The following is a 23,890-nucleotide window of genomic DNA, read 5'->3' as shown; positions in this document are numbered from 1 at the left end:
CGCGTAGTGCCGAAGGGGTTTGCAAGCCTCAGCGGCCCCGGCTAGGTTACGCCCGTTCGGCCCCGGTCTCTTCCGGCGGCAGGCCATCCTGGAGATTATGGTGAAATACGTCAGCACGCGGGGCGTGGCCCCGGAGCTTGAATTCGAGGACGCATTGCTCACGGGCCTCGCCCGCGATGGCGGCCTCTATGTGCCGGCGGAATGGCCGCAGATGAGCGACCGCAAGATCCGGGCGCTGGCGGGCCTCTCCTACGAGGAGACGGCGTTCCGCGTCATGCAGCCGTATATCGGCGCAAGCATCGCCGAGGCCGACCTCCATGAGATGATCGCCGCCGCTTACGCGACGTTCCGCCACCGCACGATTGTGCCGCTGCGGCAAACGGGCGCGAATGACTGGCTGCTCGAACTCTTCCACGGGCCGACGCTCGCCTTCAAGGACGTGGCGATGCATATTCTTGCGCGCCTCTTCGACCATGTGCTGGCCAAGCGCGGCCGCCGCATCACGGTCGTCGGCGCGACCTCTGGCGATACGGGTTCGGCCGCGATCGAGGCGTTTCGCGGCCGCGACACGACCGACATTTTCATCCTGCACCCGAAGGGCCGTGTCTCCGAAGTGCAGCGCCGCCAGATGACGACGGTGCTGGACGCCAATGTCCACAACATCGCCATCGAAGGCTCGTTCGACGATTGCCAGGCGCTGGTGAAGGCAATGTTCAACGACCATGCCTTCCGCGACGAGGTGAGCCTGGCCGGCGTCAACTCGATCAACTGGGGCCGTGTCATGGCCCAGATCGTCTATTTCTTTACAAGCGCCGTGGCGCTCGGCGCGCCCGCGCGGCCCGTGGCCTTCTCCGTGCCGACGGGAAATTTCGGCGACATTTTCGCAGGCTACGCTGCGGCGCGCATGGGGCTCCCGGTCGCGAAGCTCATCGTTGCGACCAATGTGAACGACATTCTCGCCCGCACCATCGAGACTGGCCGCTACGAGGTGGGAAAAGTTATCCCCACCATCAGCCCGAGCATGGATATTCAGGTCTCGTCCAATTTCGAGCGGCTGCTGTTCGATGCCTATGGGCGTGACGGCGCGGCGGTGACGCGGCTCATGCAGAGCCTCGGCCAGTCCGGCGGCTTTGAAATCGACGCTGTCCGCCTCGGCGCCATCCGCGCCCAGTTCGGCGCCGCGCGCGTCGACGAGAAGGAGACGGCGGCGATGATTGCGAGGATGCGCGATGAGACGGGCGAGCTCGTCGATCCTCATTCGGCGGTCGGCCTTGCCGCTGCGGCAAGGCTGCGCGGCGATGTGACCGTGCCGATGGTGACGCTGGCGACAGCGCATCCGGCGAAGTTCCCGGATGCGGTGAAGGCGGCGACGGGCATCCATCCCGATCTACCGCCCGCCATGCACGATCTGTTCGCGCGCAAGGAGCGGCTTGTCGCCCTGCCGAACGACCTTGGCGCCGTCGAAGCCTTTATCCGCGAACGCGCGCGGTCCGTCGCCGCCTGAGTTCGCCGTCCGTTTCTAAGAAGTGCGCGTAAATGAAGGAGTGTGCCCATGTCCGTTGAAGTGACCCGCCTCGATAACGGCCTCACTGTCGTGACCGACAGCATGTCCCATCTGCAGACCGCTTCAGTGGGCGTCTGGGTGAACACCGGCGCGCGCCACGAAACCGCACATGAGCATGGCGTGTCGCACATGCTCGAACACATGGCTTTCAAGGGTACGGAGCGCCGCTCGGCGCTCGCCATCGCCGAGGAAATCGAGACTGTGGGCGGGCACCTGAATGCGCATACGACCCATGAAGCGACCGCCTACTACGCCCGTGTGCTGAAGCAGGATACGGGGCTTGCGGTCGATATTCTTGCCGACATCCTGCAGAACTCCGTCTTCGATCCGGAAGAGGTCGAGCGCGAGCGCGGCGTCATCATTTCCGAAATCGGGCAGGCGCATGACACGCCGGACGATGTGGTGTTCGACGATCTGCTGGAAGCGGCCTATCAGGACCAGCCGCTTGGCCGCTCGATCCTCGGCACGGTGGACACGGTGTCGGGCTTCAGCCGCGACGAGCTGCAGGGCTATATGGGTCAGCGCTATCTCGCGCCCGGCATGGTGCTCGCTGCCGCAGGCGGGGTCGGCCATGAGGAAATGGTGAAGCTCGCAAGCGAACGCTTCGGCGCGCTGCCGAACCGCAAGACGAATGGCGCCGAGACGGCGATCTTCCGCGCCGGCGAACGGCGCAAGGGGCGCGATCTCGAACAGGTGCATCTCGCTCTCGCCTTCGAAGGCCCGACCTATGGCGACCCGGACTATTACACTGCGCAGGTCTTCTCCGGCGTGCTGGGTGGGGGCATGTCGTCCCGCCTCTTTCAGGAAGTTCGCGAGAAGCGGGGCCTTTGCTATTCCGTCTTTGCCTTTTCCTGGTCCTTCGCCGATACCGGCGTCTTCGGCATCTATGCCGGCACCTCGCCTGACGATGTGGCCGAACTGATGCCGGTTCTCTCGGGCGAGCTTGGCCGCCTCGGCCATGATACGACAGAGGAAGAAGTTGCCCGCGCCCGCGCACAGATCAAGGCCGGGCTGATGATGGGGCTTGAAAGCTCCTCCTCGCGCTCGGAGCAGATCGCGCGGCAATACATGATCCATGGCCGCGTCCTGCCGATCGAGGAACTGATCGAGAAGGTCGACGCCGTCGACGCCGCAGCTGTCCGCCGCTATGCCGGCCGCCTGTTGAAGGGCCCCGGACTTGCCCTTTCCGCCATCGGCCCGCTTCATGGCCGGGATGGCGGACTTGAATCCTACGACCGTATCGCGGCAAGATTCGCACATTAGAGTCGCGGCGGCCGCGATTTCAGGGGAGGGGGCAGTCCTGATGGCGCCCCCCGCGCAGGCGAGGCGCTCCGGTTCATGGCATTTCTCCGCTCGATATCGAAGCCCGATGTAGCGCCGGTAATCCTCGGTCACGGGGTCTATCTGCGAAATCCGCAGATTGGCGACTTCGCGCAATGGGCGGCGCTGCGGGAGAGCAGCCGGGACTTCCTGACACCCTGGGAGCCGACCTGGACTCCTGACGACCTGACGAAACCGTCCTTCCGCCGCCGTCTGCGCCGCTATCAGCGCGAAATCCGCCAAGACCACGCGCACCCCTTCTTCATCTTTCGTGAGGAAGATGATGTTTTGCTGGGTGGGTGCACGCTTTCGGGCGTGCAAAGAGGTGTGCAGCAAAGCTGCACACTGGGCTATTGGGCGGGTGAGAGCCATGCCGGCCGCGGCTATGTCACTGCGGCGGTGAGGGCGCTCATTCCCTTTGTGTTCGAGGAGTTGAAACTGCACAGGCTTCAGGCGGCCTGTCTGCCGGAGAATGATCGATCCCGAGCCGTGTTGCGCAAATGCGGATTCACGGAAGAGGGGATTGCACGGGGCTATCTCCGGATCAACGGCGCCTGGCGCGATCATGTCGTCTACGCAATCTTGCGCGACGATCCGCGGCGCTGACAAGTTGAAGAGGAGTTCTGAGGGGATGCGGCAAGGGGGCCAGAGAGCGGCGCGCATGAAAGGCGCGCTTGCAGCTTTGCTGCTGACGGTCGGGCTCGGCAGCGGCACGGCGCTCGCGCTCGATGCCATCGCCATGGACGACCCGCATCCCGTCATCGACATTTCACCCTTCGCCGAAAGCTACGAGGCCGATGGACGGCGCCTCACCATCGAACCGCCGGTCAATGGCGAAGCGGCCATCGGCAGCGAAGATGCAGCCGATGCAGGCGACATGGAAGAAGGCGCGCTCGACGACGGCACTATCATTCTCGAGGATGGCGAAGGCACGGGCACGGGCGTCTGGCATGTCTTTGCGCTGCGCAATCGCGCTGAAGATCCGGTGATCCGTTTTCTCGTCGCAGACAGGCGCGGCGAAGGGCTTGCCGGTTTTTTCTGGCCGAGGCCATACAGGAGCTTCGACAAGGCGATGACGGCGGGCGGCGAGGACCCGATGCCGCTGCCAGATCGCGAACGCTCAGGCTTTGCGGTCTATGGTCTTTACGGCGACCCGCAAAACAGCATGACGATCGCGCTACATGCGGACCGCGCGGGCGAGCCGGGTCTCTATCTCTGGCACGAAGAGGCATGGACCGGCTACACGCAGCGCCTCGCGCTCGTCGAAGGCGGCATGCTTGCCGTGATCGCCGCCTTCGCGATCTACATGACGGCGCTTGGCATACTCACCCGCGTTGCCGCCGCACGCGCCACGGCGGCGCTGCTTGGCGCGGGCTTCCTCGTGCTGCTAGCGGAATTTGGCTATTTCGCCGCCATCTTCTCGATGTCGCCCTGGTGGGATCTCGTCACACGGACCGCCGTTCTGTCGTTGTTCGCGTCCACCGTCTTCTCGCTGGAGCGTTTCTTCCTCGAAAGCGAGCGCCATTCGGTGCGTCTGTCGCAGGCCGCGCGCCTTCTTTCCTATGCCGTTCTCGCCGCCATTCCGCTGGCCTTCCTTTCGGTCTCCGCCGCGGCGCTTTATGTGCGGCTTTTCCTTGCTGTTGCGCTTGTTGCCGGTGCGCCGCTTGTCGTCATGGCGGCGCTGCGTGGTATTCGCCCGGCACAACTGCTCATCCCCGGCGCGGCGCTCTTCTCGCTGGCGGGCTTCCTGTCGGCGCTTCACGCGGCGGGCTGGATGCCCACATTCGTTGCGACTGCGTTCAACGCCGGCGTGTTTACCACCGCGCTGACGCTCTTTGCCTTTGCGGCCGCCTATCACGCGCAGGGCGGACGCCGCCGCGCCGATATCGGCACACTTCGCAGCGAGCAGCGCCACGCCTTCGCGCTGACCGGCGCCCGCATGGGCGTCTGGGATTGGGATATTGCAAACGACAAGCTCTATGTGTCGCCCTCCGTCGAGGCGATGCTGGGTCTCGATGCGGGGACGCTGGAAGGGAACGAAGTATCGTGGCGGGAGCATATGCACCCGGCCGACCGCGAAACCTATCGCAATGCGCTCAATGCCTATATCGAACGCGGCAATGTCTCCTTCTCGCTTGAGTTTCGCATGCGTCACTCAGATGGCGTCTTTCGCTGGGTGGCGTTGACGGCAAGCTGCGTTGCCGGACCGGAGAAATTTGCAACGCGCTGCATCGGCACGGTACGCGACGTCTCTGCACAGAAGCTCGCCGAAGAACGGCTGATGCATGACAGTGTACATGACAGTCTGACCGGCCTTCCGAACCGCGCGCTCTTCATGGATCGTATGGCACGCGCGATCCGCCGCCGGGGGTTTCTTGAGCGCCCGCGCGCCGCGTTGCTGCTGATCGATCTCGACCGCTTCAAGACCGTGAACGACAGCCTGGGCCACTCGGGCGGCGACGCGCTTCTGATCGCGATTGCGCGCAGGCTTGAATCGCTCGTGACGATCGACGACACGGTGGCGCGGATCGACGGCGATGCCTTTGCCGTGCTGCTGACGACACGCACGGAGCGCGAGGACGCGCTCGCCTTTGCCGAGCAGGCGAGCGAATTTCTGCGTCAGCCGATCGAGGTTGCGGGTCACGATGTCTATCCGACCAGTTCGGTCGGCGTAGCGGTCTGCGAGGATGCGCATGAACATCCCGAAGAGCTGCTTACCGAAGCTGAAATCGCTATGTATCGCGCGAAACGTTCCGGCAAGGCGCGGATCGAGCTCTTCGAGCCGGGCATGCGCAAGGAGGCGGACGATCATCTCTCGCTCGAAACCGATCTGCGAATGGCGATCGAGCGAAAAGAGCTGGAGGTTTATTACCAGCCCATCATGTCGCTCACCGATGGTGCGGTGCGCGGCTTCGAGGCACTGATCCGCTGGAACCATCCAAGACTTGGTCTGCTGACGCCGGACAGTTTCGTGCCGCTTGCCGAGGAGATCGGTGTCATCACCGATATCGGCCGTTTCGCATTGCGTGCCGCAAGCGAAGAACTGGCGACCTGGCAAAAGCTGTTTCCAATGGATCAGCCGCTTTTTGCGAGCGTCAATGTGTCGAGCCGGCAGTTGCTCCGCCACGATCTCATCGAGGATGTGAAGCGCGTGCTCAACCGCATCGACATTGAGCGCGGATCGCTGAAGCTCGAAGTGACGGAATCGCTCGTCATGGAGAACCCGGAATTTGCAGCCACCATGCTAAAACGCCTCAAGGACCTCGGCGCCGGTCTCTCGCTCGATGATTTCGGCACTGGCTATTCAAGCCTGTCTTATCTGCAACGCTTCCCCTTCGACACGCTGAAAGTGGATCGCTCCTTCGTCGCCGGCATGTCGGCCGACCGCGAAACGCCGCTCATCATCCGCTCCATGGTGACGCTCGCCCACGATCTTGGCATGGAAGTGGTCGCGGAAGGAACGGAAAGCGAGAGTCAGGCAGCCGATCTCGCAGCGATGGGCTGCGACTATGGGCAGGGATATTATTTCGGCCAGCCCATGCGCGCCTCGGAGGCACTGGACTTTATCGCCCATTACTGGAAGCGCTGATGCCGCAGCCTCAGGCGTGTCCTGCTTCCGGGGAAAGCAGCGAGATGTTCACGCCGAGCTTCTCCAGCGCGTCGTGATATTTCGCTTCGAGGTTGAGGCCGAACAGCAGCTCAGGGTCCGGGTCGCAATGAAGCCAGCCATTCGCCTGCATTTCAGCATCGAGCTGGCCAGGCGCCCAGCCGGCATAGCCGAGCGCGAGAAGCGCGCGGCTTGGTCCACGGCCCGTTACCATGTCGCGCAGAATGTCGACGCTCGCGGTCAGGCCGACATTCTCATCGACCGGCAGCGTCGACTCCTCCGAGAAGTAGTCCTGTGTATGAAGCACGAAGCCGCGCCCCATCTCGACGGGCCCGCCAGCGAGCACGGGGCACTGGATGTCCTTCGGTGGACGCGCACCCGGCGCACTGATCGACAGCCGGTTGAGGAGATCGGGAAAGGTGATGTTGTCTGCCGGTTTGTTGACGACGATGCCCATGGCGCCGTCGGGATTGTGAACGCACATATAGATGACCGTGCGTTCGAACCGCGGATCGCCGATGCCGGGCATGGCGATCAGCATCTTGCCCTCAAGGAAGCCATCCTCGCCGGGGCGGCAACTCAGATCGGACGACATAAGGCTCATGACTTGCGTTGCCTCCGCGTCGATGGGGCGCAACAGGCGCCTGCCGGAAAATTCTGCACCCTTGGGCGTCCGATGTCACGCCTTGTTGGCAGGCAGGGCGCAGGCAGATCATGCTAGAAACATACATGGCACAATGACGCGCCCGGGTGCGCGCGCCAAACATGACGGATCGGTAATGACGATATTGGCAAGGTTCGCCGCATTTTTTGCAATAGCGGCATTCCTGTTTCACCCCGCGCCGGCGGCGGCGTTCGACCCGGTGACACATCTGCGCCTCGTCGCGGCTGTGGAGCGGCATGACGGCGCTTTCCTTGCCGGGATAGATATGGCGCTTGCACCCGGCTGGAAAACCTATTGGCGCAGGCCCGGTGATTCGGGCATCGCGCCGGAATTCGACTGGTCGGGATCGGAAAATGTCGCCTCGGTCGAGTTGCGCTGGCCGGCACCGGAACGCTTCGACGATCCGGGCGACACGACATTCGGATACAGGCAAGGCGTAGGCTGGCCGCTGCACGTTGTGCCGGAAGATGCCGGTGCGCCGGTGGTGCTGAACCTTTCCATGCACTACGGTGTCTGCGCCGATCTTTGTATCCCGCGCGACAGCGCCCTGTCGCTCATCGTGGCTGCAGGCGGAGAGGGCATCGCGCTCGCAGAAACGGGCGATGCGGAAATGCTGCGCGCCGCCCTTGCCCGCGTGCCCTTGCCGCTTGAAGAGCCGGAGCGAGTGACGGTGAGCTGGAGGGAAAATTCTGCGCCGGTCCTCGAAGTGCGGCTGGCGGGATGCGGGAAGGGCTGCGTGCCGCCCGCACTCATCGTCGATGGCCCGCGCAATGTCTGGTTCGGCGTGCCGCGCATGGTGCGCGAGGGCGATGCGCTGCGCTATGCGATGGAGGTCGAGACGCTCTCGCCCGCCATGATCGAGGGCGAGGATGTGGAACTCCTGTTTCTGAGCCCCGCCGGGGCCTTCACCGTCCACAAGAAATTGTGACCTGAAACAGCCGCCTGCCGGGCTGGCATGGGCTGCCGATTGGGGCTTTAATGCCGCCAACATCGCGCGCCAATGGGCACGCGTCGGCAACAGATGAGGAGGCGCATATGGCCATCAATGTCGGTGACAGGATTCCCGAAGCTACCCTGATGCAGTTGACGGACAAGGGCCCCGCGCCCGTGAAGACCGGCGAGTTCTTCAAGGGCCGCAAGGTCGCGGTCTTCGCGCTGCCCGGCGCCTTCACGCCCACCTGCTCGAACCAGCACCTGCCGGGCTTCATCAAGAGCGCGGATGATTTCAAGGCGAAGGGCGTGGACGAGATCGTCTGTCTCTCCGTCAACGACGCCTTCGTTATGGGCGCCTGGGGCAAGCAGCAGGGCGCGGACGGCAAGGTGACGATGCTCGGCGATGGCAATGGCGACTTCACCAAGGCGCTCGGACTGGATTTCGACGGCTCGGGCTTCGGCATGGGCCGGCGCTCGCTGCGCTATTCGATGATTGTCGAGGATGGTGTGGTGAAAAGCCTCAACAAGGAAGCAAATCCCGGCGAGGCGAAAATCTCCGGCGCGGAAAACCTGTTGAGCCAGCTCTGATCTGCTGCGGACTATTCACGGAAAGGGCCTCGCTTGCGGGGCCCTTTTCATTTGTCTGCGAGATAGGGTGCCATGCCCTGCCGCGCCAGCGCGTCGGCGCGGTCGTTTTCCGGGTGGTCGGAATGGCCCTTCACCCAATGCCATGACACGTCATGCCGCTCGATCGCCGTTTCGAGCCGCTGCCAGAGCTCGGCATTCTTGACGGGCTTTTTCGCAGATGTCTTCCAGCCGTTTTTCTTCCAGCCGTGAATCCATTTGGTGATGCCATCCTTAACATAGGTCGAGTCCGTGTGGATGCGCACCTTTACGCCGCGCTTCAGCGCTTCGAGCCCCTGAATGGCGGCCATCAGTTCCATGCGGTTGTTGGTGGTGGCCGGTTCGCCGCCGCAAAGCTCTTTCTCATTGTCCTTGTAGAGCATGAGAACGCCCCAGCCGCCGGGGCCGGGATTGCCCGAACAGGCACCATCCGTATAGAGATCGACGGCACCACTCATGCGTCGAGCCCATAGCCCGCCGGCGAGGTCACGCCGCGGTGGAAGCGAAGCCGGGTGAGATATTCCTTGGGGTTCTTCGGCCGAACGAAGGCTCCAGGGGGATGGTTGATCCAGTCATAAAGCCGCGTCAGCAAGAAGCGCATGGCCGATCCGCGCGCGAGAAGCGGCAGCGCCGCAAGCTCCGCCGCGCTGAGGGGGCGCACTTGCGCATAAGCCTGAAGAAGTCCGCGCGCCTTGGTGATGTTGAAAGAGCCGTCGATCTCGAAGCACCAAGCGTTGAGACAGATGGCGAGATCATAGGCGAAAGCGTCGTTGCAGGCGAAATAGAAGTCGATGAGGCCGGACAGCCGGTCGCCGATAAAGAACACATTGTCGGGAAAGAGATCGGCGTGAATGACGCCGGCGGGAAGATCGCGCGGCCATTCGCGCGCCATCACCGCAAGTTCACGGTCGAGTTCCTGCGCCAGACCCGGCATATAGCCATCGATACCCGCGCGACAGGAATCGAACAGCGGCCCCCAACCATCCACATTGAGCGCATTGGGCCGCGTGAGCTTGAAGTCCTTGCCTGCGAGATGCATCCGCGCCAGCGCCGCGCCCACCTCGACACAATGGCGCGGCTGCGGCCGGCGCACATGCACGCCTTCAAGGAAACTGATGATGGCGGCAGGCCGTCCGGCAAGCTCGCCCAGCATCTCGCCCGCGCGATTGCGGATCGGCGTCGGGCAATTGATGCCGTTTTCCGCGAGATGGTTCATGAGCCCCAGAAAGAAGGGAAGATCGCCCGCCGCCACGCGCTTTTCATAGAGCGTCAGGAAAAAGACCCCCTTGTCGGTGTGCAGCATGTAGTTCGAGTTCTCGACGCCTTCGGCTATCCCCTTGTAGGAGAGAAGGCTGCCGATCCCGTAATTGGCGAGGAAGGCTTCGAGTTCCTCGTCGGGCACTTCCGTGTAGACAGCCATCTGTCCCCCGTCAGCCTGCGAGCGCGCGCGGCAGCTTGAACTGCACGGATTCGCGGGCGGCGGCGGTTTCTTCCACCGTCACGTCGAAACGCTCGCCGAAGGCGGCGATGACTTCCTCGACCAGCACATCGGGTGCGCTTGCGCCGGCGGTGAGGCCGACGCTTTTCACATCGCCAAGTGCCGCCCAGTCGATATCGCTTGCGCGCTGCACCAGCGCCGAATAGCGGCAGCCCGCGCGCTCAGCGACTTCGACAAGCCGCATCGAGTTTGACGAGTTCGGCGCACCGATGACGAGCACGGCCTCGGCGCGGGGCGCGATGGCCTTCACCGCTTCCTGCCGGTTCGTCGTCGCATAGCAGATGTCTTCCTTGTGCGGGCCTGCGATGGAGGGGAAGCGGCGCCGCAGCGCCGAAACGATTTCCGCCGTGTCGTCAACCGATAGCGTGGTCTGCGTCACGAAGGCGAGTTTTTCCGGGTCGGCGGGCCGGAAACGCTCCGCATCGGCCACGGTTTCGATCAGCTTCACCGCGCGCTCGGGCAATTGTCCCATCGTGCCGATCACCTCCGGGTGCCCGGCATGGCCGATCAGCAGGATCTCGAGACCACGCGCATGGAGCCGTTCCGCCTCGACATGAACCTTGGAGACGAGCGGGCAGGTGGCGTCGAGATAGAAGAGGTCGCGCGCCTTCGCGTCCTCGGGCACGGATTTCGGAACGCCATGCGCGGAGAAGATTACCTTCGCGCCGGCCGGCACCTCGTCCAGTTCCTCGACAAAGACGGCACCCTTGCGCTCGAGCTCTTCCACGACATAGCGGTTATGCACGATCTCATGGCGCACATAGACGGGCGGCCCGAATTTCTCGATGGCAAGCTCGACAATCTGGATGGCCCGGTCCACGCCCGCGCAAAAGCCGCGAGGGCTTGCCAGCAGCAGCGTGAGAGGGGGCTTTGCCAGAGTCTCGTTCATGTCTTTCGCTCGCGGGCGCCGGCGAGGCGCTTGTCCAGCTTGTGAGTCCGGTCCCGCTCCGTTAGAGTTTCGGCGCCGCCGGGGGCTTTCCTGCCTTGCCTAACCCTATGAAATGCAAGGCTTTAGGGGCCATCCACGCCCGGTAATAGAGGGGTCTGCCGAAGGAAAGTCAAGAAAGCCTGCCGCCGCCGGGAGGCCCCGCCCAGCCAACAGATCGAGTGACCCACATGCCGCTTCCGACCGAGCTTCGCCGCCTGCCGATTTTCCGCTCCCGTCTCCGGGGAGGTCTAGCGCCCGTTGTCGCGACCGTTGCTGCGCTCGCGCTTGCGGGCTGCAGCTCCATCGGCGGCATATTCGGCGGCAGCACGCAAACCGGCGGCACGACGCAATATCCGTGTCCTGCTGTCGGTGTGCTTCAGGGCGCGGACCACATCACGCTGGTGCGCGGTGCTGGCACGGACCTGACGGATGTGATGGCAAAGGCGGAGTTGGGCCGTGTGGTTTCGAAATGCGAATACAACACGAGCGACTCGACCATTACGGTCGATATCGCCTTTGAAGGCATTGCCGAACTCGGGCCGGCCGCGACTTCCCGCTCGCTGGTGCTCGACACCTTCGTTGCCGTGACACGCCGCTTCGATGCCTTCGACAACAAGAAGGTCTATCAGGTGCCGGTGACTTTCGAGCCGGGCCAGAACCGGATGCGGTTCGTGCAGAATATCGACGGAACCGTGATTCCCTATGGCGGGCAGGCCGATGGCCGCATCTACCAGATCCTGATCGGTTTCCAACTCACCGCGCAGCAGCTCGAATATAACCGGACAGTGCCCTATACACCGATCCGATAGGCAATTTATCCCCGGAAATCGGCGGTTTTCCGGCCTTTCAGGGGGTATCTCGTTTGACTCTTGCGGGGCGGTCCATATTATCGCCCCTACACAGACGAACTCTGCGGGAGAGACCGGGACCCGGCCCTTTGGGCCATATCCGGCGCCGAAGGAGCAACCGCCCCGGAAACTCTCAGGCAAAAGGACCGCAGGGGGATGAATCTCTGGAAAGCAGGCCGGACCCAAATGTCCGTCCTCACCGACGGGCGTAAGTGACGGGCTCTGCCCGGCGCGAAATCTCTCAGGTTTAAGCGACAGAGTGGGGCGCTGCAGGTGGAGCAATCCGCTGGGCAGCCGCCATCTCGATTCGCAAAGTCCCAACGGGACGGAACCTGGAAGCCCGATGACGGAATCCCTCAAGACCACGCCGCTTCATGCCCTCCATGTGGAGCTTGGCGCGAAGATGGTTCCCTTCGCGGGCTATGACATGCCGGTGCAATATCCGGCGGGCGTACTTGCCGAGCATCTCCATACGCGGGATGCGGCGGGGCTTTTCGACGTATCGCATATGGGCCAGGCCTTCCTGAAGGGGCCGGACCATGCCGCCGTTTCCGCCGCCATCGAGGCGCTGGTGCCGGGCGATATTCGCGACCTCGCCCTCGGTGCCATCCGCTACACGCTGCTTCTAAACGAGAAGGGCGGCATTCTCGACGACCTGATGGTAACGCGGACAGCGAAGGACGGCGTGTTGTTCCTCGTCGTGAACGCGGCCTGCAAGGATGCCGATTTCGCCCATATCGAAAAGCACCTGCCCGCCGGCGTGGCGCTTCAGCGCCTGCCCGAACGCGCGCTGATCGCGCTGCAGGGACCGAAGGCGGCGGATGTCTTCGCCCGCTTCGCGCCGGAGGCCGCCACGCAGGCCTTCATGACCGGCATGGACATGAATGTCGCGGGCATTCCCTGCATGGTGAGCCGCTCGGGCTACACCGGCGAAGACGGCTACGAAATTTCGGTGCCGGAAGCGGACGCCGTGGCGCTGACGAAAAAGCTGCTCGCGGAAGCTGAGGTGAAGCCGATCGGCCTCGGCGCGCGCGACTCGCTCCGCCTCGAAGCCGGGCTCTGCCTTTACGGCCATGACATCGACGAGACGACGACGCCGGTCGAAGGCGCGCTGACCTGGACGATCGGCAAGCGCCGCCGCGAGGAAGCGAACTTCCCCGGCGCGAAGATCATTCTAGGCCAGATCGCAAATGGCGCTGCGCGCAAGCGCGTGGGGCTGCTGCCCGAAGGCAAGGCACCTGCCCGCGAAGGCACGGAAATCACCGATGCCAAGGGCCGCGTCATCGGCGTTGTGACGAGCGGCGGCTATGGGCCGAGCCTCGGCGGGCCGATCGCCATGGGCTATGTCGAGGCGGGTTCCGCCAGGGTCGATACCGCCGTCGAACTGATGGTGCGCGGCAAGGGCCGCCCGGCGAAGGTGGCATCCATGCCCTTCGTCAAGAAGCGTTTTCACAAGCCTGCCAATTAGCAATTACGGCGGATCAAAGAGGATCAGGGGAAAGTCATGAGCGATATTCGTTTTACGGATCAGCATGAATGGGTGCGTGTCGATGGCGACATCGCGACCATCGGCATCACCGACTATGCGCAGGAACAGCTCGGCGACGTCGTCTTCGTCGAGCTGCCGGAAGTCGGCAAGGAACTGGCAGCGGGCGATGAAGCCGCCGTTGTCGAAAGCGTCAAGGCGGCGAGCGAGGTCTATTCGCCCGTCAGCGGCGAGGTAATCGACGTGAATGGCGAGATCGAGGCAGCGCCTGCCGGCGTCAACGAAGACGCGATGGGCGACGGCTGGTTCGTGAAGCTCCGCCTCGCCGACCCTTCCGAACTCGACAAGCTCATGGACGAAGCGGCCTATGCCGAATTCGTCGCCAGCCTCGAATAATCGGTAACCGGAAACCGCCTGACGGGCGAAAGGACAACGGGAAATGCGTTATCTGCCTCTGACCGAAACCGACCGGCGCGAAATGCTCGGCGTGATCGGCGTGAAAAGCGTCGACGAACTGTTCCGCGACGTGCCCGAAAGCGCGCGGCGCGACGGGCTTGTCGATCTGCCGCGCCGGAAAGGCGAGCTGGAGGTTGAGCGCATTCTCGGCCGTATGGCTGGAAAGAATGTCTCCGCAGGGTCCGTGCCGTTCTTTGTGGGCGCGGGCGCCTATCGTCATCATGTGCCGGCATCTGTCGACCATCTGATCCAGCGTTCGGAATTTCTCACTTCCTACACGCCCTACCAGCCCGAGATCACGCAGGGTACGCTGCAATATCTCTTCGAGTTCCAGACCATGGTGGCGATGATCACCGGCATGGACGTGGCCAATGCTTCCATGTATGACGGCTCGACGGGCTGCGGCGAGGCGGTGCTGATGGCGCATCGCGTGACGAAGCGCCGCAAGGCGGTGCTTTCGGGCGCGCTTCACCCGCAATATGCCGAAGTCGTGAAGAACCTGTCCGATTTCGCCGACCACGAACTCGAGATCATGCCGCCCGTGCTGCCGGGCACGGCCGAGGATATTGCCTCGCGTATCTGCGACAAGACGAGCTGCGTCGTCGTGCAGACGCCGGACTTTTTCGGCGAGCTGCATGATTTGCGCGCGCTTGCCGATGCGGCGCATGCGAAGGGCGCGCTGCTTATAGCTGTGGTGCCGGAAATTCTCTCGCTCGGCGCGGTGACGCCGCCCGGCGAAATGGGCGCCGACATCGTGGTGGGCGAGGGCCAGTCGATCGGCAATGGCCTCAATTTCGGCGGGCCCTATGTCGGCCTCTTTGCGACGCGTGAAAAATATGTCCGTCAGATGCCGGGCCGCCTCTGCGGCGAGACGGTGGACGCGGACGGCAATCGCGGCTTCGTGCTGACGCTCTCGACGCGCGAGCAGCATATTCGCCGCGAGAAGGCGACCTCGAATATCTGCACGAATTCCGGCCTTTGCTGTCTTGCCTTCACGATCCATATGTCGCTGCTGGGCGAAGAGGGTTACAAGCGGCTGGCGCGCATCAACCACGCCGCCGCTTCGAAACTTGCCGACAGGCTGGCGAAAGTGCCGGGCGTCGAAATTCTCAATCGCAATTTCTTCAACGAGTTCACGCTGCGCACGCCGAAGCCGGCTGTGGAAGTCGTGGATGCGCTGGCGGACAAGGGTGTGATCGGCGGCGTGCGCGCCTCGCGCTTGCTGCCGGGGGTGAAGGAGGTGGAGGATCTGCTGATCGTCGCCTCGACAGAAATCAATACGGAAGAAGACCGCGCCGCCTACGAAGCCGCGCTGCGGGAGGTGCTGTGATGTCTGGCATGAACAAGCAAGGCCGCCCGACCTCCATTGCGAATACCGCGCATGGCGGCACTCACAACACCTTCACAGGCAACAAGGCGCTGGAGCTGGAAGAGGCGCTGCTCTTCGAGATCGACAATCCGGGCGCCTGCGGCGTCGATCTCGATGAACCGGAAGACTACACATCGCGCCTCGGCAATCTGGCGCGGCAGGGCCGCATCGGCCTGCCAAGCGTGTCGGAGCCTGAAGTGGTGCGCCACTTCGTGCGGCTCTCCTCGAAGAATTACTCGATCGATGCGGGGCTCTATCCGCTCGGCTCCTGCACGATGAAGCACAATCCGCGCCTTAACGAAAAGATGGCTCGGCTGCCGGGCTTCGGCGACGTGCACCCGCTGCAGCCGCAAAAGACGGTGCAGGGCGCGCTGGAACTCATGTATGAGCTTGGCCACTGGCTGAAGGAACTCACCGGCATGCCGGGCGTAACGCTTTCGCCCAAGGCAGGCGCTCATGGCGAACTTTGCGGGATGATGGCGATCCGCGCGGCGCTCATTGCGCGCGGGGAAGACGAGAGCCGCTCGCGCGTGCTGGTGCCGGAATCGGCTCATGGCACGAACCCGGCAACCGCTGCGCTTCTTGGCTACAAGGTGGATGCGATCCCGGCCAATGCCGAAGGCCGCGTCGATCTCGAAGCCTTCAAGGCGAAGCTCGGGCCGGATGTGGCGGCGATCATGCTGACCAATCCGAATACCTGCGGCCTTTTCGAGCGCGACATCGTGGAAATCGCCAAGGCAGTGCATGAAGTGGGCGCCTATTTCTACTGCGACGGCGCAAACTTCAATGCAATCGTCGGCCGTGTGCGGCCGGGCGATCTCGGCATCGATGCCATGCATATCAATCTCCACAAGACCTTCTCGACGCCGCATGGCGGCGGTGGACCGGGCTCAGGCCCGGTGGTCTTCTCAGAGGCACTCGCGCCTTTCGCGCCGCTGCCTTATGTGGTGAAGGAAAAGGATGGCAGCTTCCGTCTCGTCGAATCGGAAGCCGATGCGGAAGCGGACGGCACCTCGCCCTTTGGCCGCATGACCGCTTTCCACGGCCAGATGGGCATGTTCACCCGCGCGCTCTCCTACATGCTGAGTCACGGCTCGGACGGCCTGCGCCAGGTGGCGGAAGATGCCGTACTCAATGCGAACTACGTGCTGGCCTCGCTGAAGGACGACCTTACGCCGTCCTTCGAGGGCCCCTGCATGCATGAGGCGCTGTTCGACGACCGCTTCCTGAAGGGCACGGGCGTCGAGACGCTCGACTTCGCCAAGGCGATGATCGACGAGGGCTACCACCCGATGACCATGTATTTCCCGCTGGTTGTCCACGGCGCGCTGCTCATCGAGCCGACGGAAACGGAATCGAAGCAATCGGTCGATCTCTTCATCGCGACGCTGAAGGATCTCGCCCGCGCGGCGAAATCGAACGACAAGGCCCGCTTCACCGGCGCGCCCTATATGTCGCCGCGCCGCCGTCTCGACGAGACGGCCGCCGCCCGCAAGCCGGTGCTGCGCTGGGCGCCGCCCTCGCCGGCACAGGCCGCGGAGTAATGGACGAGGCGCGGTTCCTCTCTCTGGCGCTCGCCAATGAGAGGAACCGCGCGATCCTCGCGCGCCTGCCCGAACTCGGCCTTGGGGATTGCTGGCTCGTTTCGGGCTCGCTCTTTCAGTCCGTCTGGAACGGGCTCACGGGCCGCGGCCCCGGCTATGGCATCAAGGATTACGACGTATTCTATTTCGATGCGGATACGAGTTTCGAGGCGGAGGACTGTGCGATTGCGCAGGCACGCAGCCTCTTCGCGCCGCTCGGCCTTGAAGTGGAGCTGCGCAATCAGGCCCGCGTCCATCTCTGGTATGAGACGAAATTCGGCACGGACTATCCGCTGCTCCGCTCATCCTGCGAGGGCATCGACCGCTTTCTTGCACCGGCCTGCATGGTGGGGATCGCGCCCAATGGCCGCGTCTACGCACCACACGGCTTTGGCGACATAGAGACCATGACCATCCGCCCGAACCGGGCAGCGAATTTCAGCGCCGCACGTTATGCGGAAAAGGCCGGACGCTGGAAGGCGATTTGGCCGGAGCTGACGGTGATCCCGGCCTGAGGGGCAACAAAAAACCCGCCCTGGCTTTCGCCGGGCGGGTTCTTTGCGGAGCGTTGCCCTTAGTGGAGCTTCGTCGCGAGATCGGAAATCGACTTCTCGATCAGCTTCGCGTCGGCTCCGGCATCGACCTTTTCGGCGATGACGCGCTGCGCCGCGCCGATGGCCACATCGGCGGCAACCGAACGGACATCGGCAACCGCCTGGGCTTCCGCCTGGGCGATCTTGTCCTGGGCGATCTTCGTGCGGCGCTCGACCTGCGCTTCCATATTGGCGCGGGTTTCCTTCGCAAGATTTTCGGCCTCGGTCTTCGCCTGGGCGACGATGTCCTCGGCTTCCCTCATCGCTTCGCGCTGCTTGCGCTGGTAGGAGGCGAGCAGCTGCTGCGCTTCTTCGCGGAGCCGGCGTGCTTCATCGAGTTCCGCCGCAATGTCGGCCGCGCGCTTGTCGAGCGAGGACGCCACGGTGCGGTGGACCTTGAAATAGCCAAGGATGCCGAAAAAGGCGACGAGGCAAAGAAAGATCCAGAACTCAGCAGACGCGAACATGTGTCTTTCTCCTTGGCTCAGGCCAGTTCGCGATCGACGGCGCGTTCGGCAGCGCTGCGGTCGGATTCCCCGAGAAGCCGGGTAACGATCGTGTCCGCCACATCGACGGCAACGGCGCGGACATTCTGCAGGGCCGCATCGCGCGTCGCCGCAATCTGCTTCTCCGCATCCGCAATCTTTTCCGCGAGGCGGGCTTCGATGGAAACGCGCTGGCGCTCCGTCTCTTCCTGCAGGCGGTCCCGCGTTTCCTGCGCGATGCCCTGCGCCTTGGCGCGGGCTTCGGCAAGCGCGGTCTCATAGGCCTCGATCGCCTCTTCCGTCTGCCGCTTGTACTGGGCGGCCTGGTCGAGATCGTCCGCGATACGGTCGCGGCGTTCCTCGAGCACCGTGGCGATGCGGGGCAGCGCCACACGGGACATCAGCAGGTAGAGAGCGACAAAGCTCAGAACCAGCCAGACGATCTGGGACTCGAAGGACGAGGAGTCGAAAGGCGGGAAGCTGCTGGAATGCGCATCGGCCGGAACTTCCGTTCCGGCGACGAGTTCTCCACCCGCTTCCTGAGCCACTGCTTCGTCGATCATTGGAAACTCCGGTCGGTCAGGCGGCCTGCCGCCGGCTGCCCCTGAAGGAACAGCCGGCCGGCCGAACCGCGATCAATCAGACGAAGAGCAGGATCAGCGCAACGAGCAGCGAGAAGATGCCGAGCGCTTCCGTCACGGCGAAGCCGAAGATGAGACGGGCGAACTGGCCGTCGGCGGCCGAGGGGTTGCGGAGGGCGCCGGCGAGGTAGTTGCCGAAGATGTTGCCCACGCCGATGGCTGCGCCACCCATGCCGAGACAGGCGATACCGGCGCCGATGAACTTTGCTGCTTCTGCTTCCATGATCAGGTGCTCCTGTTAGGACGTTTGGAAGGTTAGGGAACGGCCAAGGAGCCGCAACCATTTCGTTGTTTAACTTGGCGCCCCGCGCCCGTGCCTTAGTGGCCCGGATGCAATGCGTCGTGAAGGTACATGCAGGTCAGAATGGTGAAGACATAGGCTTGCAGGGCGGCGACGAGGAACTCGAGCGCCGTCAGAGCGACAATCATGAAGAGCGGCAGGATCATGCCGACAAAGCCGACCGCGCCCATTGCCATGAAGGTCAGAACGAAACCCGCAAACACCTTCAGCATGATGTGGCCCGCCAGCATGTTGGCGAAGAGACGGACCGAGTGGCTGATGGGACGGGAGAAATAGGAGATCACCTCGATTGCGACGACGAGCGGCAGAAGCGCGATGGGAACGCCGCTCGGCACGAAGACCTTGAGGAAGCGCGGACCGTGCAGGACGAAGCCGGTCAGCGTCACGCCGATGAAAACCGTGATCGCGAGTACGAAGGTGACGACGATATGGCTCGTCACCGTGAAGGCGATGGGGATCATGCCCAGCATGTTCGCGAAAAAGATGAACATGAAGAGCGAGAAGATGAAGGGGAAGAAGCGCATCGCATCATGGCCGGCATTGTCGCGCACCATGTCGGCGAGGAAGGTGTAGAAGCCCTCGACCACCGACTGCATCCGCCCCGGCACCATCGAGCCTTTGCCCATACCGAGCGTTGTGAACAGGGTAATGACGACGACCGTCAGCACCATCCAGAGGCTGGCATTGGTAAAGGAGGCATCGAGGCCGCCAATATTGAGGGGGATGTATTTCTGCACAACGAATTGGTGCAGGGGATCGACGGGAAAACCGCCAGCTTGTTCGGCGCCTGTTGCCACGGTATTGCCTCAGCCTCAGTTCGTATCGCCGGGTTTTCGTCCGGCCGTTGCGTCGCCGGGCGCTTGCCCGGATGATTCCGTTGTCGTCTTCGCCGCCGTCGCATTCATCGCCTGCGTCGAGCGAAGCACGTTCTTTACGCCAGCCACCGTTCCAAGCCCGGTGAAGATCACCAGGAAGATCGGCAACGTGCCGACTAGCCAGTCCAGGAACCAACCGATGCCGGCTCCGAGCAGCACCCCGGCCACGAGTTCCGAGGAGAGCCTCATGGCAACGCCCATATCGGACATCTTGCCTGTCGGCGCCGGCCTCGTTCCGCCCGTCGGCTCGTCGCCTCGCGTCTTGCGCGCGGCCGCGATACGGGCCTCCAGGAGATCGAGTTCTCTCTTCTGGGCGGCCTTCTCGCCATCCGTGGGAGAGCCGGAGTCTTCGTTCCGTTTCAAAGCGAAGCCCCGCCGTCAGAAATGCCCTTTCGGAGCCCCGCTCCGGACCGAAGCCGCGCGCACCCTACTGTCAGGGTCATACGCTGTCAAGGACCGCTGGAGGGGGTTTAAGTCATTGATATGAATGCGATTTCAGACGCCTTTCGCGCATGCGTCATTCGGCCTCGCCAATGGCGGCACGCGAGTCTCTTTTGTGCTCTCCCGAGGGCATGAAAAAGGCCCCCGGAAGCGGAGGCCTTTCCCTTGCGTAAGCTTGTGCTACGGGGCCGTCAGGACGCCTCGCGCATCGTCTCGGCGAGGTCGAGATCGACCGAGACCAGCGTGGAGACGCCGCGTTCCTGCATCGTGACACCATAGAGGCGGTTCATGCGGGCCATTGTCAGCGCGTGGTGGGTGATGATGAGGAAACGGGTGTCCGTCGTCCGCGTCATCTCGTCCATCAGGTCGCAGAAGCGTTCCACGTTGGAATCGTCGAGCGGCGCGTCCACTTCGTCCAGAACGCAGATGGGCGAGGGGTTGGTGAGGAACACCGCGAAGATGAGCGACATGGCGGTGAGCGCCTGTTCGCCGCCCGAAAGCAGCGACATCACCTGGAGCCGCTTGCCCGGCGGCCGCGCCATGATTTCGAGGCCGGCTTCCAGCGGATCGTCGGACTCGGTGAGCTTCAGATGCGCTTCGCCGCCGCCGAAGAGATGGGTGAAGAGACGCGAGAAATTCGCATTCACCTTCTCGAAGGCTTCGAGCATGCGCTCGCGGCCTTCGCGGTTGAGGCTACCGATGCCCTGACGCAGTTTTGCGATAGCGCTGACAAGGTCTTCGCGCTCGCTTGTCATGGTTTCGAGCTGTTCGGTCAGCTCGCGCGATTCTTCCTCGGCGCGCAGATTGACGCCGCCAAGGCTCTCGCGCTCGCGCTTGAGCCTTTCAAGCTTGGAGTCGATCTGTTCGAGATCGGGCAAGGTCGCGCCGTCCTCGAGATTGGCCTGAGCAAGGGCCGCTTCCGGTTCGCATTCGAGCACTTCGCGGATGCGCTCCTCGGCTTCTGCGCGGCGCTCGCGCCCGCCGGTGACGAGCCCGTCGATACGCGCGCGTTCCTCGCGCGTATCGCCAAGCTGGTGCTGCACGTCCTTTGCGTGTTTCACCGCTTCCGCCAGCGTCTTTTCTGCAGTGGCAAGATCGTCCGCCGCCTGACCGCGCGCCGTTTCCGCTTCCGAAATCAGCGTCAGAAGCGCCCGGCGCTTTTCCTCGATTGCTGCAGGCACGCCTTCAAGCGCCCTGAGTTCGGTCTCGGCTTCCGCCTTGCGTTCATCCAGCGTACCGATCTGGCGTTCGGCATTGGTGGCGCGAAGCTGCCAAGCATCGCGCTCCTGCGCGATGGCGGAGAGACGCCTGGTGCGCTGCTCGGCCTCGCGGCGCAGCCCCTCATGCTCGGCGCGGGCTTCCGACAGCTCGAGACGGAGCGCGGCCACGCGGTCGCGGAGTTCGGCAGCCTTTGCGCGGGGCTCCTCGTCGGGCTTCAGGTTCTGCAGCGCAATTTCGGCCTCCTCCAGCGCGCGCGACGCTTCCACCTTGTCGCCCGAAAGCCGCTCGCCGGATTCGGCGAGGGCGGCAAGCCGCGAAAGCTGCGCGGAGGCTGCGCGCTCGGCAGCGGCCAGCGCATCGCGGATGCGGTTCTGTGCAACCTGCGCCTCGCGGAGAGCGGCGCGCCGGGCCTGCTCCTGCTGCATCGCCTCTTCGGCTGCAACACGAGCTGCATCGAATGCGCCGCGCGCTTCGGCCGCAATGGCGCGCGCTGACGCGAGTTCCTTCTCGAGATCGGCAAGGCGGTTGCGCTGTTCGAGGCGGCGGGCAGACGCCGTCGGTGCATCGGCGGCAGCGGTATAGCCGTCCCAGCGCCAGAGCGCGCCCGTCTGCGTGACGAGGCGCTGGCCGGGCATGAGCTGCGTCTGCAGGCGCCGGCCTTCTTCCACCGACACCACAATGCCGATCTGCGACAGGCGCCGCGCAAGCGAGGCGGGTGCCTTCACGAAATAGGAAAGCGGCGTTGCGCCGTCGGGAAGGGCAGGCGCTGAGTCGAAAGGCGCAAGCGTTCCCCAGTGGATGGGCGCAGCCTGATCTTCCGGCACGGCAAGATCGTCGCCAAGCGCGGCGCCAAGCGCCGTTTCATAGCCATGCTCGACAGTGATCGCGTCGATCACCGGTGGCCAGAGATCGCTCTCGCCGACGGCGAGAAGGTCGGCTAAGGTCTTCGCTTCGGCGGCAAGGTCGCCCGCGGCGCGCTCTGCCGCCTGCATCGGTTCGCGCGAGACTTTCTCATCGTCTTGCGCCTTGCGCCGCGCTTCTTCCGCTTCGAGCGCAAGCCGCTCGGCTTCGGCAACGTGCGCCGCCGCCTCATCGAGCTCGGCCGATTGCAGCGCGATCTGCGCCTTCTTTTCTTCTGCGTCCGACAGGGTTTCGCGTTCGCGCGCGATTTCGGCGAGCTGCCGCTCCAGTTTTTCGATCCGCTGGCGGCCCTGCTCGACGCTGCGCACAAGGCTCGTGCGCTCCGCATTGAGCGCAGCGATTTCCTGATTGATGCGGTCGAGTTCGCTTTCGGCCGCTTCCAGTGTGACGCGTGTTTCCTCGACGCGGGTCTCTGCCTTCTGCTGGGCCTGCGCCTGGCCTTCTTCGGCCGCGCGCAGTTCCCCGGCTTCCGTATCGAGACGCGCCATCGCGCCCTGCGTGTCCTCGATCAGATGCCGCTCGCGCGCGAGGTCCTGGCCGATCTGGTCGAGCCGTGCGGTGAGCCGCGTCGCCTGTTCCTTCGCGCGCGCTTCCTCGGCATCGAGGTTTTCGCGCTCGACCGTGAGGCGGTGGAGGCGCGCAGCTTCTTCCGCTTCCTTTTCGCGGAGCGGCGGCAGACGGTCTGCGGCTTCCGCCTCGATCGTCGTTGCGGCGGCGGCTTCGCGCGTCAGTTCCGTCACGCGCTGGTCGGTCTCGGCGAGTTTTTCTTCCGACTGCTTCAGTGTGCCAACGGCATGTTCCCAGCGCAGATGAAGGAGGATCGCCTCAGTCTCGCGGATCTGGCCCGAAAGGTTCCGGTAGCGCACGGCCTGTCGCGCCTGACGCTTCAGGCTCGCAAGCTGGGATTCGACCTGCGCTACGACGTCGTCGAGGCGCGTCAGGTTCGTTTCCGCGGCCTTGAGGCGGAGTTCAGCCTCGTGGCGGCGGGTATAAAGACCGGTAATGCCCGCCGCTTCTTCGAGAATGCGGCGGCGGTTGATCGGCTTCGAGGAGATGAGCTGGGCAATCTGTCCCTGCCGCACAAGGGCGGGCGAATGCGCGCCGGTCGAGGCATCGGCGAAGAGAAGCTGTACGTCGCGTGCGCGCACTTCGCGCCCGTTGATGCGATAGGTCGAGCCCTGATCGCGCTCGATCTTGCGCGATACCTCGATCATGTCGAACTCGTTATAGGCAGCAGGCGCAGAACGGTCCGAATTGTCGATATAAAGCACGACTTCGGCATGATTGCGCGCAGGCCGTCCCGTCGTACCGGCGAAGATCACGTCTTCCATGCCCGAGCCGCGCATGTTCTTGAACGAGTTTTCGCCCATCACCCAGCGCATGGCTTCAAGCAGGTTCGACTTGCCGCAGCCATTCGGCCCAACAACGCCCGTAAGGCCCGGCTCGATGATGAGATCGGTCGGGTCGACGAAGGATTTGAAGCCGGAAAGGCGGAGGCGGTTGAACTTCACTGTCTGTCTCGATCTTCTGTT

General features: G+C 63.7%; 22 protein-coding genes and 1 riboswitch. Of the genes, 12 read left to right on the top strand and 10 right to left on the bottom strand.

Translation table 11 applies throughout. The features are described from left to right. Positions 1-100: 100 nt before the first annotated feature. The 4 genes from thrC to ACK4FH_RS01230 all read left to right on the top strand — a co-directional run bounded on the left by thrC (position 101) and on the right by ACK4FH_RS01230 (position 6,473). On the top strand, positions 101-1,504 hold the full coding sequence (thrC, locus tag ACK4FH_RS01245; RefSeq protein WP_409810451.1) for a threonine synthase: 1,404 nt from the start codon (positions 101-103) through the stop codon (positions 1,502-1,504). Positions 1,505-1,552: 48 nt separating this feature from the next. Continuing rightward, entirely contained in the window at positions 1,553-2,827 is a 1,275-nt protein-coding gene (locus ACK4FH_RS01240) for a M16 family metallopeptidase (protein WP_409810449.1), read from the top strand. A gap of 75 nt (positions 2,828-2,902) precedes the next feature. Beyond that, positions 2,903-3,490: a GNAT family N-acetyltransferase gene (locus ACK4FH_RS01235; RefSeq protein WP_409810447.1), complete on the top strand. Its 588-nt coding sequence runs from the start codon at positions 2,903-2,905 to the stop codon at positions 3,488-3,490. 55 nt (positions 3,491-3,545) lie between these two features. After that, positions 3,546-6,473, top strand: a complete 2,928-nt coding sequence (locus ACK4FH_RS01230) for a putative bifunctional diguanylate cyclase/phosphodiesterase (RefSeq protein WP_409810445.1) — start codon at positions 3,546-3,548, stop codon at positions 6,471-6,473. A gap of 10 nt (positions 6,474-6,483) precedes the next feature. Here the strand turns inward: ACK4FH_RS01230 and ACK4FH_RS01225 are convergent, their stop codons facing one another. After that, positions 6,484-7,095, bottom strand: coding sequence for a YqgE/AlgH family protein (locus tag ACK4FH_RS01225; RefSeq protein ID WP_409810443.1), 612 nt, complete (start codon positions 7,093-7,095; stop codon positions 6,484-6,486). 175 nt (positions 7,096-7,270) lie between these two features. On the opposite strand from ACK4FH_RS01225, the gene ACK4FH_RS01220 reads away from it, so the two are divergent. Further along, positions 7,271-8,083 carry a protein-disulfide reductase DsbD domain-containing protein gene (locus ACK4FH_RS01220; protein ID WP_409810441.1) on the top strand — a complete coding sequence of 271 codons (813 nt, stop codon included), beginning with the start codon at positions 7,271-7,273 and terminating at the stop codon, positions 8,081-8,083. A 107-nt stretch (positions 8,084-8,190) separates the two neighbouring features. Continuing rightward, positions 8,191-8,676 (top strand): peroxiredoxin, encoded by a 486-nt coding sequence (locus ACK4FH_RS01215; protein WP_409810439.1) that lies wholly within the window; start codon positions 8,191-8,193, stop codon positions 8,674-8,676. A 47-nt stretch (positions 8,677-8,723) separates the two neighbouring features. Here the strand turns inward: ACK4FH_RS01215 and rnhA are convergent, their stop codons facing one another. From rnhA to ispH, 3 genes are read right to left on the bottom strand one after another with little or no spacing between them, the layout of a single operon-like run. Continuing rightward, entirely contained in the window at positions 8,724-9,170 is a 447-nt protein-coding gene (rnhA, locus tag ACK4FH_RS01210) for a ribonuclease HI (RefSeq protein ID WP_409810437.1), read from the bottom strand. Further along, positions 9,167-10,132 (bottom strand): homoserine kinase, encoded by a 966-nt coding sequence (locus ACK4FH_RS01205; RefSeq protein WP_409810435.1) that lies wholly within the window; start codon positions 10,130-10,132, stop codon positions 9,167-9,169. The genes rnhA and ACK4FH_RS01205 overlap by 4 nt, the downstream gene beginning before the upstream one ends. A 10-nt stretch (positions 10,133-10,142) precedes the next feature. Beyond that, positions 10,143-11,099 (bottom strand): 4-hydroxy-3-methylbut-2-enyl diphosphate reductase, encoded by a 957-nt coding sequence (gene ispH, locus ACK4FH_RS01200; protein ID WP_409810433.1) that lies wholly within the window; start codon positions 11,097-11,099, stop codon positions 10,143-10,145. Positions 11,100-11,326: 227 nt separating this feature from the next. Here ispH and ACK4FH_RS01195 point away from each other — a divergent pair, with 227 nt between their 5' ends. The 6 genes from ACK4FH_RS01195 to ACK4FH_RS01170 all read left to right on the top strand — a co-directional run bounded on the left by ACK4FH_RS01195 (position 11,327) and on the right by ACK4FH_RS01170 (position 17,395). Then, complete coding sequence (locus ACK4FH_RS01195; RefSeq protein ID WP_409810431.1) at positions 11,327-11,947, top strand: hypothetical protein; 621 nt, start codon at positions 11,327-11,329, stop codon at positions 11,945-11,947. Positions 11,948-12,041: 94 nt separating this feature from the next. Next, positions 12,042-12,145, top strand: a riboswitch (glycine riboswitch). Between the two features lie 184 nt (positions 12,146-12,329). Beyond that, complete coding sequence (gcvT, locus tag ACK4FH_RS01190; protein ID WP_409810429.1) at positions 12,330-13,454, top strand: glycine cleavage system aminomethyltransferase GcvT; 1,125 nt, start codon at positions 12,330-12,332, stop codon at positions 13,452-13,454. A 36-nt stretch (positions 13,455-13,490) separates the two neighbouring features. After that, complete coding sequence (gcvH, locus tag ACK4FH_RS01185; protein WP_409810427.1) at positions 13,491-13,868, top strand: glycine cleavage system protein GcvH; 378 nt, start codon at positions 13,491-13,493, stop codon at positions 13,866-13,868. Between the two features lie 43 nt (positions 13,869-13,911). Beyond that, positions 13,912-15,258, top strand: a complete 1,347-nt coding sequence (gene gcvPA / locus ACK4FH_RS01180; protein WP_409810425.1) for an aminomethyl-transferring glycine dehydrogenase subunit GcvPA — start codon at positions 13,912-13,914, stop codon at positions 15,256-15,258. Positions 15,259-15,266: 8 nt separating this feature from the next. After that, positions 15,267-16,841 carry an aminomethyl-transferring glycine dehydrogenase subunit GcvPB gene (gcvPB, locus tag ACK4FH_RS01175; RefSeq protein ID WP_409815096.1) on the top strand — a complete coding sequence of 525 codons (1,575 nt, stop codon included), beginning with the start codon at positions 15,267-15,269 and terminating at the stop codon, positions 16,839-16,841. Beyond that, entirely contained in the window at positions 16,841-17,395 is a 555-nt protein-coding gene (locus ACK4FH_RS01170; protein WP_409810423.1) for a nucleotidyltransferase family protein, read from the top strand. Before gcvPB ends, ACK4FH_RS01170 begins: the two co-directional genes overlap by 1 nt. Before the next feature lie 59 nt (positions 17,396-17,454). Here ACK4FH_RS01170 and ACK4FH_RS01165 read toward each other — a convergent pair whose 3' ends face one another. From ACK4FH_RS01165 to smc, 6 genes are all read right to left on the bottom strand, one after another. Then, positions 17,455-17,940, bottom strand: a complete 486-nt coding sequence (locus tag ACK4FH_RS01165; RefSeq protein WP_409810421.1) for an ATP F0F1 synthase subunit B — start codon at positions 17,938-17,940, stop codon at positions 17,455-17,457. Between the two features lie 17 nt (positions 17,941-17,957). Then, complete coding sequence (locus tag ACK4FH_RS01160; RefSeq protein ID WP_409810419.1) at positions 17,958-18,521, bottom strand: F0F1 ATP synthase subunit B; 564 nt, start codon at positions 18,519-18,521, stop codon at positions 17,958-17,960. Positions 18,522-18,597: 76 nt separating this feature from the next. After that, positions 18,598-18,822 carry a F0F1 ATP synthase subunit C gene (locus ACK4FH_RS01155; protein WP_011995610.1) on the bottom strand — a complete coding sequence of 75 codons (225 nt, stop codon included), beginning with the start codon at positions 18,820-18,822 and terminating at the stop codon, positions 18,598-18,600. Positions 18,823-18,917: 95 nt separating this feature from the next. Then, complete coding sequence (locus ACK4FH_RS01150; protein WP_409810417.1) at positions 18,918-19,697, bottom strand: F0F1 ATP synthase subunit A; 780 nt, start codon at positions 19,695-19,697, stop codon at positions 18,918-18,920. 15 nt (positions 19,698-19,712) lie between these two features. Beyond that, on the bottom strand, positions 19,713-20,138 hold the full coding sequence (locus ACK4FH_RS01145; protein WP_409810416.1) for an AtpZ/AtpI family protein: 426 nt from the start codon (positions 20,136-20,138) through the stop codon (positions 19,713-19,715). 269 nt (positions 20,139-20,407) lie between these two features. Continuing rightward, the gene (gene smc / locus ACK4FH_RS01140) at positions 20,408-23,869 is read right to left on the bottom strand and encodes a chromosome segregation protein SMC (RefSeq protein ID WP_409810414.1); all 3,462 of its coding nucleotides are present in this window, start codon (positions 23,867-23,869) and stop codon (positions 20,408-20,410) included. Positions 23,870-23,890 lie beyond the last annotated feature (21 nt).

It is taken from the genome of Parvibaculum sp. (assembly GCF_046297875.1).
Taxonomy (GTDB): domain Bacteria; phylum Pseudomonadota; class Alphaproteobacteria; order Parvibaculales; family Parvibaculaceae; genus Parvibaculum.
Note: the sequence above shows the minus strand (reverse complement) of the source record. Positions and strands in the feature narration are given on the sequence as shown.

Excerpts from the sequence above, each read along its gene's own strand:
- ACK4FH_RS01215 (WP_409810439.1), top strand. The coding sequence starts at position 8,191 with ATGGCCATCAATGTCGGTGACAGGATTCCCGAAGCTACCCTGATGCAG.
- ACK4FH_RS01240 (WP_409810449.1), top strand. The coding sequence starts at position 1,553 with ATGTCCGTTGAAGTGACCCGCCTCGATAACGGCCTCACTGTCGTGACC.
- rnhA (WP_409810437.1), bottom strand. The coding sequence starts at position 9,170 with ATGAGTGGTGCCGTCGATCTCTATACGGATGGTGCCTGTTCGGGCAAT.
- ispH (WP_409810433.1), bottom strand. The coding sequence starts at position 11,099 with ATGAACGAGACTCTGGCAAAGCCCCCTCTCACGCTGCTGCTGGCAAGC.
- ACK4FH_RS01220 (WP_409810441.1), top strand. The coding sequence starts at position 7,271 with ATGACGATATTGGCAAGGTTCGCCGCATTTTTTGCAATAGCGGCATTC.
- ACK4FH_RS01205 (WP_409810435.1), bottom strand. The coding sequence starts at position 10,132 with ATGGCTGTCTACACGGAAGTGCCCGACGAGGAACTCGAAGCCTTCCTC.
- gcvPA (WP_409810425.1), top strand. The coding sequence starts at position 13,912 with ATGCGTTATCTGCCTCTGACCGAAACCGACCGGCGCGAAATGCTCGGC.
- gcvT (WP_409810429.1), top strand. The coding sequence starts at position 12,330 with ATGACGGAATCCCTCAAGACCACGCCGCTTCATGCCCTCCATGTGGAG.
- ACK4FH_RS01160 (WP_409810419.1), bottom strand. The coding sequence starts at position 18,521 with ATGATCGACGAAGCAGTGGCTCAGGAAGCGGGTGGAGAACTCGTCGCC.
- ACK4FH_RS01230 (WP_409810445.1), top strand. The coding sequence starts at position 3,546 with ATGAAAGGCGCGCTTGCAGCTTTGCTGCTGACGGTCGGGCTCGGCAGC.
- ACK4FH_RS01225 (WP_409810443.1), bottom strand. The coding sequence starts at position 7,095 with ATGAGCCTTATGTCGTCCGATCTGAGTTGCCGCCCCGGCGAGGATGGC.
- ACK4FH_RS01195 (WP_409810431.1), top strand. The coding sequence starts at position 11,327 with ATGCCGCTTCCGACCGAGCTTCGCCGCCTGCCGATTTTCCGCTCCCGT.
- ACK4FH_RS01165 (WP_409810421.1), bottom strand. The coding sequence starts at position 17,940 with ATGTTCGCGTCTGCTGAGTTCTGGATCTTTCTTTGCCTCGTCGCCTTT.
- gcvPB (WP_409815096.1), top strand. The coding sequence starts at position 15,267 with ATGAACAAGCAAGGCCGCCCGACCTCCATTGCGAATACCGCGCATGGC.
- gcvH (WP_409810427.1), top strand. The coding sequence starts at position 13,491 with ATGAGCGATATTCGTTTTACGGATCAGCATGAATGGGTGCGTGTCGAT.
- ACK4FH_RS01235 (WP_409810447.1), top strand. The coding sequence starts at position 2,903 with ATGGCATTTCTCCGCTCGATATCGAAGCCCGATGTAGCGCCGGTAATC.
- ACK4FH_RS01170 (WP_409810423.1), top strand. The coding sequence starts at position 16,841 with ATGGACGAGGCGCGGTTCCTCTCTCTGGCGCTCGCCAATGAGAGGAAC.
- ACK4FH_RS01155 (WP_011995610.1), bottom strand. The coding sequence starts at position 18,822 with ATGGAAGCAGAAGCAGCAAAGTTCATCGGCGCCGGTATCGCCTGTCTC.